Source organism: Pseudochrobactrum sp. Wa41.01b-1 (assembly GCF_019464455.1).
GTDB lineage: Bacteria > Pseudomonadota > Alphaproteobacteria > Rhizobiales > Rhizobiaceae > Pseudochrobactrum > Pseudochrobactrum saccharolyticum.
The window spans coordinates 266,127-278,175 of record NZ_CP080493.1 but is presented as its reverse complement, the minus strand read 5'-3'; the positions used below and the strand labels follow the sequence as shown (position 1 = coordinate 278,175).

Below are 12,049 nucleotides of genomic sequence, written 5' to 3'. Positions count from 1 at the left end.
CTAAAAATTGTGCAATCTTAAAAACGCTTAAACTTTAAGCAGATTTATAGGTTTTATCATCTTCATGCAAGAAAAAGCGGATTTTACTAAAGCTCTTTAAACATCATACGATTATCAAAAAAACATCACTGGTATTTAACACCATGAGGCGGTATTCGCTATAAACAGAGGTGTGACAGCTCGGAAAGGCTTTTCTCATTCGCACAGCAGCAGTTATAGTCGCCGCAGGACGCGGAGAACGCGCCGGTCAAAGCACCGAAGGCCCTAAGCAATATCGTCGTATCGGCGGTCAGGCCGTGCTGGCGCATACTTTACGCACTTTTCTGGCCTGCGAGCAGATTTCACCTGTGGTGGTGGTCATCCATTCCGACGATCACGACCTTTATCATGCTGCGCTGCAACGCGCTGATATTGATGCTACGCGTATCCGCCTTGTTACCGGCGGTCCGACACGACAGGAATCCACCCGCCTCGGCCTGCTCGCTTTGTGTGATGATGCACCGGATTATGTGATGATTCATGACGGGGTGCGTCCTTTCATCACGGAAGGTCTGCTCAAGCGCATTATGATTGCCCTGCACCCGCAAACCGGCGTACTGCCTGCGCTTGCGGTATCGGATACGCTGAAACAGGCCGGTGGCGATGCTTTGGTCACCAAAACCGTGCCGCGCGCAGGCCTTTTTGCTGCGCAGACACCGCAGAGTTTTCCCTTCGCCCCAATTCTCGATGCGCATAATGCAGCATTTGCATTGGGACGCACTGATTTCACCGATGATGCCGCCATAGCAGAATGGCAGAGCATTCCTGTTCGTGTTGTCGAAGGCTCAGCCGACAATACTAAAATTACATGGGCAAAGGATATTGAAATGGCAGATCAGCGCTTGCGTCAGGATATGGTTGCGTTTCCGGACATCCGCACGGGCAATGGTTATGACGTGCACAGTTTCGAGGCGGGTGACCATGTGTGGCTTTGTGGCGTGAAAATTCCGCATACACATAAGCTTAATGGTCATTCCGATGCCGATGTGGCGCTGCATGCGCTGACAGATGCCCTGCTCGCCACCCGCGGTGCAGGCGATATCGGTACGCATTTCCCGCCGTCTGATCCGCAGTGGAAAGGCGCTGCCTCACGGCAATTTGTTGAGTTTGCAGTTAAAACCGTACGCGAAGCCGGTGGACGTATCGCTAACGCCGATATTACACTGATTGCCGAAGAACCGAAAATCGGTCCGCATCGGGAGGCAATGACCGCAGAACTCAGCGATATGCTCGGCGTGAGTGCCGACCGTGTCTCGGTCAAAGCCACGACCAATGAGAAAATGGGGTTTGTCGGCCGCAAGGAAGGCATTGCTTCTATCGTAACCGTCAGCGTCATCTATCCGGGTGAAGTGCCCGCATAAAGGAAGATATATTCATGGGTCTCGTAGCAGAAGAACAAGCTCTCGCCGTTCTTGATGCCTGCCGCAAGGCGCAGCTCATGATTACTACTGCCGAATCCTGCACCGGCGGTATGATTGCCGCCGCACTGACCGACATTGCCGGTTCGTCCGATGTCGTTGATTGCGGTTTCGTCACCTATAGCAATGAAGCCAAAGCCTCACTGATCGGCGTCCCACAAAGCCTGCTCCGTGATTTTGGTGCGGTGTCGAAACCTGTCGCCATTGCTATGGCTGAAGGTGCACTGAAACATGCCCCGCAGGCCAGCATCAGCATTGCGGTCACCGGCGTTGCAGGCCCTTCAGGAGGCAGCGCTGAAAAACCTGTCGGACTGGTGCATATTGCTTGTGCAAGACAGGGTTTTGAAACCTTGCATCTGGAATGCCGCTTCGGCGACCAATCGCGCGAAGCCATCCGTTTAGCTACAGTGCAGGCCGCACTGGATTTGGTTCTGCAAAGACTGACTGAGTAATTTTAATTACTTAATCGCATCGCCGGTTTTGATGCCATAAATCTGATCGGCGCGTTTTTCAAAAGCTTCAGCAAATTTGCGGAAAGCCAGATCAAACATTGAGCCCATTACCAGACCAAGCGTGCGGCTCTTAAATTCATAATCAATGAAAAAATCCACATCGCTATGCGTACCGTCACCGACCGGTACAAATGTCCAGCGGTTGTCGAGATAGCGGAACGGGCCGTCAATATATTTGACTTCAATCACCCGTTCATCCGGCTTGAGCAGCACCTGTGTGGTGAATGTCTCACGGATCAGCTTGTAGCCGACAGTCATGTCGGCCACCAGTAATGTCTTGCCATCGCGCTCTTTACGCGAGCGGATGGTCAAGGCTTCACACATCGGGACAAATTGCGGATAAGTTTCAACATCCGCGACGAGAGCAAACATTTGCTCCGCGCGGTGCTGAACCTGACGTGTGGCAGTAAATTGCGGCATGATCTATAAGTTTTAGTTACGGCTGGCGATCAGCGCTTCACGGGCGGCACGCAGCTTGGCAAAATCATCACCCGCATGGTGCGAAGAGCGTGTCAGCGGGCTGGACGCAACCAGCAGGAAGCCTTTGGTTTTACCGATTGTGGCAAAAGACTTGAACTCGTCCGGTGTCACATAACGGATAACCGCATGGTGTTTACGGGTTGGCTGCAGATATTGACCAATGGTCATGAAATCCACATCAGCCGAGCGCAGATCATCCATCAGCTGGAGCACTTCATTACGCTCTTCACCCAGACCAACCATGATACCGGATTTGGTGAAAATGGTCGGATCGAGTTCTTTCACACGCTGCAACAGACGCAGAGAGTGGAAGTAACGGGCACCCGGACGCACCTTCAGATAGTTGGACGGCACTGTTTCCAGATTGTGGTTGAACACATCCGGACGCGCCTTAACAACGATCTCAAGAGCACCTTCCTTACGCAGGAAGTCCGGTGTCAGGATTTCAATCGTGGTCTGCGGGCTGGCAGCACGGATTGCATGAATAACTTCAGCAAAATGCTGTGCGCCGCCATCGGCCAGATCATCGCGGTCAACGGAGGTGATAACCACATGGGTCAGCCCCATCTGCTTCACGGCCTTGGCCACATTTTCCGGCTCATTCGGGTCGAGATTGGTCGGAATACCGGTCGATACGTTACAGAACGCGCAGGCACGGGTGCAGATTTCACCCATGATCATGAATGTCGCGTGTTTCTTATCCCAGCACTCGCCGATATTCGGGCAGCCGGCTTCCTCGCATACTGTGACAAGCTTGTTAGAGCGCACAATATCGCGGGTCTCGCCATAGCCGCGCGAAGTCGGAGCTTTCACGCGAATCCAGTCAGGCTTTTTCAAAAGTGCTGTGTCGGGCCGGTTGGCCTTCTCAGGATGACGAAGGCGTTTTCTGTCGTCGTTAACGGTGTCCAGAAGCGTAACCATATGTCTTTCCCAAAACGGCCGTAACGGCCTTCAGATTTCGTAACACCGGAAATTCCGGCCAGAATATTGCGCCTGCATAGCAGGGAGGGCTGCCAAGGTAAACAAGTATGCTTTAACCCTGCCCGCCTCAAATGTCGTAACAGCTCATATAAGCCGTCAGCTTTTATATACAACCGGTCTCAACGTCGCGCTGCTTCACCGATTGCCTTGAATACCAGTGCCCAGATCAGGCCGAAACAAAATCCGGCCAGTCCCAGCGCCAGTGTTACACTCCACACGCCATACCAGCCCGAGAGTGCATAGCCATTGATTGAAATCACATTGCCGGACAGAAAGCTGAGCGTCGAAACACCGAAACCAAGCCCCAGACCGATCAGTGTTGAATATTTCAGCACTGTCAGCGCGGCTTTGCGATAGGGGGATCCGTCTTTAATCAGCGGCAATTGCGATCCTTCTCAAGAGTGAAACCGGCCTGAATTTTAGTCATCAGGCCGGAATAAATATTAAGCGTTCAGAACTTTGCCATAGGCATCCAGCACGCTTTCCTTCATCATTTCTGACAAGGTAGGATGCGGGAATACGGAATGCATCAGCTCTTCTTCAGTGGTTTCGAGATTCATTGCGATCACGAAGCCCTGAATGAGTTCGGTGACTTCAGCGCCAACCATATGTGCGCCAAGCAGCTGGCCGGTCTTCTTGTCGAAAATGGTCTTAACCAGCCCCTGATCTTCGCCCAGCGCAATCGCCTTACCGTTTGCAGCAAACTGGTAGCGGCCAACGCGGATATCAAAGCCCTGCTCTTTGGCCTTGGCTTCGGTCAGACCAACGGAAGCAACCTGCGGGTTGCAATAGGTGCAGCCCGGAATTTTGCCCTTATCCAGCGCATGAACATTCGGCACACCGGCAATCTTCTCAACGCAGATAACGCCTTCATGCTCGGCTTTGTGTGCCAGCATCGGAGGACCGGCAACATCACCGATGGCATAAATACCTTCGACATTGGTCTTGCCGTAACCGTCAATCACCACGCAACCGCGGTCGGTTTTAACGCCAAGCGCTTCAAGGCCGAGATTCTCGATATTGCCGACCACGCCGACAGCGGAGATCATGCGATCAGCCGTGATTTCCTGCACCTTGCCGTCATTGGTTTCAACGCTGGCGGTGACCGAGTTTGCACCTTTGACCACTTTGGTCACTTTAGCTTCAGTGATGATCTTCATGCCCTGCTTTTCAAGCAGTTTACGGGCAAAGGTCGAGATTTCTGCATCTTCAACCGGCATAATGTTTTTCATGACTTCAACAACAGTCACGTCAACACCCATGGTACGGTAGAAGGAAGCAAACTCGATGCCGATTGCGCCGGAGCCCATAACCAGCAGGCTCTTTGGCAGTTCTTGCGGAACCATTGCTTCGAAATAGGTCCAGATCAGCTTGCCATCCGGCTCAATGCCAGGCAGCGCACGAGGGCGCGCACCGGTTGCCAGAATAATGTTTTTGGCAGTGTAAGTGCCCTCACCCAAAACACCTTTAGGCACCGGATTCTGCGGCAGCATCGGCTGTTTGGTGGTTTTGGAAACCACGATTTCAGCAGGCTTACCGGCAGATGCGCCTTTGGTGACTTTGGCTTCACCCCAGATCACATCGATCTTGTTCTTCTTCATCAGGAAGGCAACGCCGCCATTGAGGCGCGCTGACACACCACGCGAACGGGCAACAACTGCCTTCACATCCGCGCTGATTTTACCTTCGAGCATCAGACCGTAATCCTTGGCATTTTCACCGAAATGCAGAATTTCAGCCGAGCGCAGCAGAGCTTTGGTCGGGATACAACCCCAGTTGAGGCAGATACCGCCAAGGTGCTCACGTTCAACAATCGCGGTTTTAAGTCCGAGCTGAGCGGCACGGATAGCAGTTACATAACCGCCGGGACCGGAACCGACCACGATAACGTCGTAATTGTTGGACACGCTCATTCTCCTTGAATGGTTTCTATGCCGGTTACCGGCGCATCATTCATTTTATCTTTTTAATTTACTACAAACCCAGTATCAGGCGCACCACAGGCTCCAGTGCCTTGCCGATAGCCCGTGTATTTTCCGCATCCAGATGCACACCATCCAGCGGCGTGGTTTTAGCAACGCCGGACGCATCAAAGAAGCTGCATTCCGTTTCATCCGCCAGATCTGACAAGAGCAGCCCCAGCTTGCGCGATTCCGTAATACCACCAGCAAAGAGTGAGGCAAAAAACGGATCAGCACTCTCAGTGATATGCGGCGGAGCTACAATCAGAATATCCGGCACCGCATAGCCTTCGCGATACGGATGATTACGGATGATCTGGATCAGTCTGCGCATACCGCAATGGCTGGAAAAAGCATCACCAACGACCTGCGGTTTCATATCATTGCTACCGAGCAGGATAATCACCAGATCAAGCGGCGCATGGGTGCCCAGCAATGTCGGTAGAATGCGTGAACCGTTGCGGTCTTCCGGCGCGGTATAGTCGTCAAAAGCAGTGGTGCGGCCGTTCAGACCTTCAGCAATCACATGCGCCTGAGCACCAAGGCCTTTCTGCAAAACAGACGGCCAACGATCTTCAAGCGGCAGACGTGCACCATCCGGTGCCTGATAGCCCCATGTCAGTGAATCACCAAAACATAAAACTGACTTCATGTTCGCGCCTTTTGCGGGAAAGCAACGGCGCCCCAGAAATCTGAGGCGCCTGTCTTTTCTTAGACCAGCATGCCCAGCGGGTTTTCAATATAGTTCTTGAAAACCTTCGCCAGTTCCGCAGCCAGCGCACCATCAACGGCGCGGTGATCAGTGGAAAGCGTGACGGACATAACGGTTGCCACGGCCAGTTCGCCATTTTTAACAACTGCGCGCTGTTCACCGGCACCAACTGCAAAGATTGTTGCATGTGGCGGGTTGATGATCGCTGCGAAGTCTTTAACACCGAACATACCGAGATTGGACACCGAAGTGGTGCCGCCCTGATATTCCGAAGGCTTCAGCTTACGGTCGCGGGCGCGCTTGGCCAGATCTTTCATCTCATTGGAGATGGCAGACAAAGCCTTGGTTTCTGCACCGCGAACGATTGGCGTAATCAGGCCACCCGGAATAGAAACGGCAACGCCGACATCCGCATGTTTGTGCTTGACCATGCCTGCATCAGTCCAGGAAACATTGGCTTCCGGAATGTCGCGCAGTGCCAGAGCTGTTGCCTTGATGACCAGATCATTGACCGAAAGCTTGTAAGCAGGCACTTCGCCTTTATCAGATTTGATCATTGGTGCAGCAGCATTGAGCTGTGAACGCAGCGCCAGCAGAGCATCCAGTTCGCAATCAATCGTCAGATAGAAATGCGGAACAGTCAGCTTGGATTCCATCAGGCGGCGAGCAATGGTTTTGCGCATACCGTCATGTGGTACCAGCTCGTATGAACCTTCCTCAAACATTTTGAGGGTAGCTTCATCCGAAGCGCCGGAAACAGCAACCTGAGGTGCAGCAGCAGAAGCAGTCGGCTTGGCAGGAGCTTTAACGCCGGAAGCAATCGCCGCTTCAACATCCTTGCGGATGATGCGGCCATGCGGACCGGTGCCGGAAACGGCAGCCAGTTCCACACCTGCATCCTTGGCAACGCGACGTGCCAGCGGCGAAGCGAACAGACGCTCACCCTTGGCAACAGGAGCCGGAGCAGCAGCAGGCGCAGGTGTCGCTGCCGGAGCAGCAGCAACCGGTACAGGAGCAGTGGCAGCAACCGGTGCAGCGGCTTCAGCTTTTGGCGCTGCAGCCGGTGCATCACCTGAAGCTGCTTTTGCAGCTTCAGCAACATCTTCACCATCTTCCGCCAGAACAGCGATCACGGCATTAACCTTCACGCCTTCAGTTCCGCCAGCAACAACCAGCTTGGCCACGATACCTTCATCAACGGCTTCTACTTCCATAGTTGCCTTGTCGGTTTCGATCTCAGCAATAACATCACCTGCGGAGACTTTATCGCCTTCTTTGACCAGCCATTTTGCCAGATTACCTTCTTCCATTGTCGGAGAAAGAGCCGGCATCGTGATTTTGATAGCCATGTTTAATCTTCCCCTTAACGAGCGTAGGTGACAGCTTTAACAGCCTCAACAACTTCCGCAACCGATGGCAGTGCCAGCTTTTCAAGGTTGGCGGCATATGGCATCGGCACGTCTTTACCGGCAATGGTCATAATCGGTGCATCGAGATAGTCGAAAGCCTGCTGCATCACGCGGGTTGCAATTTCTGTACCCACGGAAGACTGCGGGAAGCCTTCTTCAACAGTAACCAGACGGCCGGTCTTTTTGACCGATTCAATCACAGTCGGCATATCCATCGGACGGATGGTACGCAGATCGATGATTTCAACGTCGATACCCTGCTGAGCCAGCTCTTCAGCGGCCTTGATCGCATAGGTCATGCCGATACCGAAGGACACGATGGTCGCATCTTTACCGACTTTATGAATGCGGGCTTTGCCGATTGGCAGCACGAAATCTTCAATGTCCGGCACATCAAATGTGTGACCATACATAACTTCGTTTTCAAGGAAGATGATCGGGTTCGGATCACGGATCGCAGCCTTGAGCAGGCCTTTAGCATCAGCTGCCGAATAAGGCATGATGACCTTCAGACCCGGAATATGGCTGTACCATGCCGCATAGCACTGGGAGTGCTGTGCACCAACGCGTGCAGCAGCACCCGAAGGACCACGGAACACCATAGGCGCGCCCATCTGACCACCGGACATATACAATGTCTTGGCAGCAGAGTTGATGATCTGGTCAATCGCCTGCATGGCAAAGTTGAAGGTCATGAATTCAACAATCGGACGCAAACCGGTATAGGCAGCACCAACAGCGATACCGGCAAAACCGTGCTCGGTGATTGGTGTATCGACAACGCGCTTGTCACCGAATTCAGCCAGAAGGCCTTTGGTTACCTTATAGGCACCTTCATATTCAGCAACTTCTTCACCCATAACGAAAACGTCCGGGTCGCGACGCATTTCTTCAGCCATTGCGTCACGCAGAGCGTCACGAACAGTGGTCGGCACCATCTTTGTACCAGCCGGAATATCCGGATCATTGGCAACTTCGATTTTAGGTGCAGCAGGAGCGGCAGGCGTTGAAGCACCTGGCTTCTCACCGGCAACAACAGGCGCTTCCGAAGTCACCATGGTCGGCTGCTCAACGGCAGGCGCGGCAGCAGGAGCCGCTGCGCCAATGCTGTCAGCGCTTTCGCCGTCAGCCAGCAACACAGCAATCACTGAGTTTACCTTAACGCCTTCAGTACCCTCAGCAATCAGCAGTTTGCCGATAGTGCCTTCGTCAACAGCTTCCACTTCCATGGTTGCTTTATCGGTTTCAATCTCGGCAATGACATCACCGGAAGCGACTTTGTCGCCTTCCTTTTTCAGCCATTTGGAGAGTTTGCCCTCTTCCATTGTCGGGGAGAGCGCTGGCATAAGAATTTCAACAGGCATAGCGCTCGCTCCTTACAGCAGAATATCAGTGTAGAGTTCAGATGCATCCGGCTCCGGATCATTCTGTGCAAAGTCTGCTGAATCAGCAACAATGTCACGAACTTCCTTATCAATCGCCTTCAGGTCATCTTCCGAGAACCAGCCATTATCCATCATGCGGTATTTAACCTGCTCGATCGGATCATGCTCGGAGCGCATCTTCTGCACTTCATCCTTGCTGCGGTATTTCGCAGGATCGGACATCGAGTGACCACGGTAACGATAGGTCTGCATTTCGAGAATGATCGGACCCTTGCCGGAACGTGCCCATTCCAGTGCTTCTTCACTGGCGGCGTTCACAGCGCGCACATCCATACCGTCAACCTGAATACCAGGAATATTGAAGGACAGACCGCGACGGGAGAAATCGGTTTCAGCCGAAGCGCGGGTTACAGCAGTACCCATCGCATAGCGGTTGTTTTCGATTACAAATACAACAGGCAGCTTCCACAGCGATGCCATGTTGAAGCTTTCGTAAACCTGCCCCTGGTTGGCAGCGCCGTCACCGAAATAGGTGATGGAAACGCTGTCATTACCGCGATAGCGGTTTGCAAAAGCCAGACCGGTACCGAGCGACACCTGCGCACCAACAATACCGTGACCGCCGTAGAAATGTTTCTCTTTCGAGAACATATGCATCGAGCCGCCCTTGCCTTTCGACAAGCCGCCGCGACGACCGGTCAGCTCAGCCATCACGCCGCGCGCGCTCATACCGGCTGCGAGCATGTGACCGTGGTCGCGATAGGCAGTGATAACCTGATCGCCTTCCTGCATGGCTTTCTGCATGCCGACAACAACAGCTTCCTGACCAATGTAAAGGTGACAGAAACCGCCGATGAAACCCATACCATAGAGCTGACCGGCTTTTTCTTCGAAGCGACGGATCAGCAGCATCTCACGGTAAGCGTGAAGATCTTCTTCTTTGGTGAACTGGTTAGGCTGGGGTGCCTTGAGAGTGTTAGACAGAGCTGCCTGCGATTTACCCGCAGCAGTTTTTTGTGCCCTAGGTGCCATATTTTGCTCCCTGTTATGGTGGGCGCAGAATAAACCTCATCAGCCAAACTTACAATATGTCTAAACAGCTAATTTTGCACTATTTAAGTTATTGAAAATAATAAGAAAACATCCAATTAACTGCAATTCAGTTAATTGGTCTTTTTGCCGCGATCGACAATAATTGTAACCTCATCCGCATGAGACAGATTCAATGCGCGGCGCGCCTGCTCATCCAGAATATCCTTGTCAATTGAACCATCACGAAGCTGCAAAACCTGTCGCTCCAGAGACTCTCTCTGCTCGGTCAGATCAGTCAGTTGCTTATTGAGCGAAACGGTTTGCGCCAGCAATTGTTCCTTGGAATAGATACCATAGGCACCATTATAAGCATGAAAACCAAAATAGGACAAAAAAGCCGTAGCCAGAACCGGCACAATCAGGCGGCCTTTAATGCTTTTACGCTTTTGTTTTGTCCACATACTCACACCTCTGGAGCAACACGCATCCGATACGCGGATATCTGCCCGTAAATAAGGGCTGGAATTATCAACACACGATAAATTCCACCCGATATTTATTTAAAGCATATTAGCCTTAACAGAGACTTACAGAACCGGACCACAAGCGACATTAATTACAAAAAAGGCCTGCATTTTCATGCAGGCCTCTTCTTAATTTATTTCAAAGCAGGATCTTACAGGCCTTTAAAAGCTGAACGACCGGCATAACGTGCCTGCGTGCCGAGCTCTTCTTCAATACGGATCAGCTGGTTGTATTTTGCCAACCGGTCTGAACGTGCCAGCGAGCCGGTTTTGATCTGGCCGCAATTGGTGGCAACAGCGAGATCCGCAATGGTGGAATCTTCTGTTTCGCCCGAACGGTGCGACATCACAGCGGTGTAGCCGTTCTTATGAGCGGTTTCCACGGCATCCATGGTTTCAGACAGCGTGCCAATCTGGTTGACTTTAACCAGAATGGAGTTGGCAACACCCATTTTGATACCATCACGCAGACGTGCCGAGTTGGTTACGAACAGATCATCACCAACGAGCTGGGTTTTCTTGCCTGTCAGATCGGTGAGGGTCTTCCAGCCTGCCCAATCATCTTCCGACATACCGTCTTCAATGCTGATGATCGGATAGTCAGCGGCCAGCTTGGCCAGATATTCAGCCTGCTGCTGCGGTGTACGGGTTACGCCCTCGCCTTCATAGACGTAGTTACCGCCTTTGAAGAATTCAGTCGCGGCGCAATCCAGACCGATTGCAATTTCTTCACCTGGTTTGAAACCGGCTTTTGCAATCGATTCCATAACGAAATCCAAAGCTGCTTCCGCACTCAGCAGGTTAGGAGCGAAACCACCCTCGTCACCGACATTGGTGTTGTGACCGGCAGCTTTCAGGCGGGATTTCAGTGTGTGGAACACTTCCGCACCGTAACGCACAGCTTCACGCAAGCTGGATGCACCAACCGGCAGAATCATGAATTCCTGAAAATCAATCGGGTTGTCCGCATGCGCGCCGCCATTGATGATGTTCATCATCGGTACCGGCAGGATATGGGCATTGGCACCGCCAACATAGCGGTAAAGTGGCTGACCGGAAGCCTGTGCAGCAGCCTTGGCAACCGCGAGGGAAACGCCGAGGATAGCATTGGCGCCGAGGCGGCTTTTGTTTGGCGTACCGTCCAGATCAATCATGGTCTGGTCGATTTCGATCTGATATTCCGCTTCATGACCGGCCAGTGCGTCAAAAATCGCACCATTGACGGCTTCAACAGCCTGTTCAACGCCTTTACCTAAGTAACGGGTGCCGCCATCACGCAACTCAACTGCTTCGTGCGCGCCGGTTGATGCACCGCTTGGTACAGCCGCACGGCCAAAAGAACCGTCTTCCAGTGTCACATCAACTTCAACAGTCGGATTGCCGCGGCTGTCGAGAATTTCACGACCGACAATATCGATGATCGCTGTCATTGGGAGTATCCTTCCATAAAGCATGTCCGGCAAAATGACGAAGCGGTTTTGCGTAAAGACAATGCGTAAAACAAACCGGTAGAGCCAACACCGCGCCGCCCTCATCAGCCGAAACGGTATTACAGAAATTTCGCGCTATTGATAACCAATCAGATTGCCGGACGCA

12 protein-coding genes are annotated in these 12,049 nt (G+C 52.5%); 2 read left to right on the top strand and 10 right to left on the bottom strand.

Annotated elements, in window-relative coordinates; all coding sequences use genetic code 11:
• The first annotated feature begins 197 nt into the window (after positions 1-197).
• Entirely contained in the window at positions 198-1,400 is a 1,203-nt protein-coding gene (locus K1X45_RS01305; RefSeq protein WP_220160346.1) for a bifunctional 2-C-methyl-D-erythritol 4-phosphate cytidylyltransferase/2-C-methyl-D-erythritol 2,4-cyclodiphosphate synthase, read from the top strand.
• Between the two features lie 14 nt (positions 1,401-1,414).
• Positions 1,415-1,909: a CinA family protein gene (locus K1X45_RS01300; RefSeq protein ID WP_220159568.1), complete on the top strand. Its 495-nt coding sequence runs from the start codon at positions 1,415-1,417 to the stop codon at positions 1,907-1,909.
• 6 nt (positions 1,910-1,915) lie between these two features.
• Here K1X45_RS01300 and K1X45_RS01295 read toward each other — a convergent pair whose 3' ends face one another.
• The 10 genes from K1X45_RS01295 to eno form a co-directional block, all read right to left on the bottom strand.
• Positions 1,916-2,389 (bottom strand): type II toxin-antitoxin system RatA family toxin, encoded by a 474-nt coding sequence (locus K1X45_RS01295; protein WP_116088047.1) that lies wholly within the window; start codon positions 2,387-2,389, stop codon positions 1,916-1,918.
• Between the two features lie 12 nt (positions 2,390-2,401).
• Positions 2,402-3,370 (bottom strand): lipoyl synthase, encoded by a 969-nt coding sequence (lipA, locus tag K1X45_RS01290; RefSeq protein WP_022712365.1) that lies wholly within the window; start codon positions 3,368-3,370, stop codon positions 2,402-2,404.
• 179 nt (positions 3,371-3,549) lie between these two features.
• Entirely contained in the window at positions 3,550-3,747 is a 198-nt protein-coding gene (locus K1X45_RS01285) for a hypothetical protein (RefSeq protein ID WP_028233977.1), read from the bottom strand.
• A gap of 126 nt (positions 3,748-3,873) precedes the next feature.
• Entirely contained in the window at positions 3,874-5,337 is a 1,464-nt protein-coding gene (gene lpdA / locus K1X45_RS01280) for a dihydrolipoyl dehydrogenase (RefSeq protein ID WP_116088229.1), read from the bottom strand.
• A gap of 67 nt (positions 5,338-5,404) precedes the next feature.
• Complete coding sequence (locus tag K1X45_RS01275) at positions 5,405-6,043, bottom strand: SGNH/GDSL hydrolase family protein (protein ID WP_220159567.1); 639 nt, start codon at positions 6,041-6,043, stop codon at positions 5,405-5,407.
• 59 nt (positions 6,044-6,102) lie between these two features.
• Positions 6,103-7,452: a pyruvate dehydrogenase complex dihydrolipoamide acetyltransferase gene (locus tag K1X45_RS01270; protein ID WP_220159566.1), complete on the bottom strand. Its 1,350-nt coding sequence runs from the start codon at positions 7,450-7,452 to the stop codon at positions 6,103-6,105.
• Between the two features lie 14 nt (positions 7,453-7,466).
• Positions 7,467-8,876, bottom strand: coding sequence for a pyruvate dehydrogenase complex E1 component subunit beta (locus K1X45_RS01265; protein ID WP_022712370.1), 1,410 nt, complete (start codon positions 8,874-8,876; stop codon positions 7,467-7,469).
• Positions 8,877-8,888: 12 nt separating this feature from the next.
• Entirely contained in the window at positions 8,889-9,929 is a 1,041-nt protein-coding gene (pdhA, locus tag K1X45_RS01260) for a pyruvate dehydrogenase (acetyl-transferring) E1 component subunit alpha (RefSeq protein ID WP_022712371.1), read from the bottom strand.
• Between the two features lie 131 nt (positions 9,930-10,060).
• Positions 10,061-10,390 carry a septum formation initiator family protein gene (locus K1X45_RS01255; protein WP_022712372.1) on the bottom strand — a complete coding sequence of 110 codons (330 nt, stop codon included), beginning with the start codon at positions 10,388-10,390 and terminating at the stop codon, positions 10,061-10,063.
• Positions 10,391-10,605: 215 nt separating this feature from the next.
• Positions 10,606-11,883, bottom strand: a complete 1,278-nt coding sequence (gene eno / locus K1X45_RS01250; RefSeq protein ID WP_122092151.1) for a phosphopyruvate hydratase — start codon at positions 11,881-11,883, stop codon at positions 10,606-10,608.
• Positions 11,884-12,049: the final 166 nt, after the last annotated feature.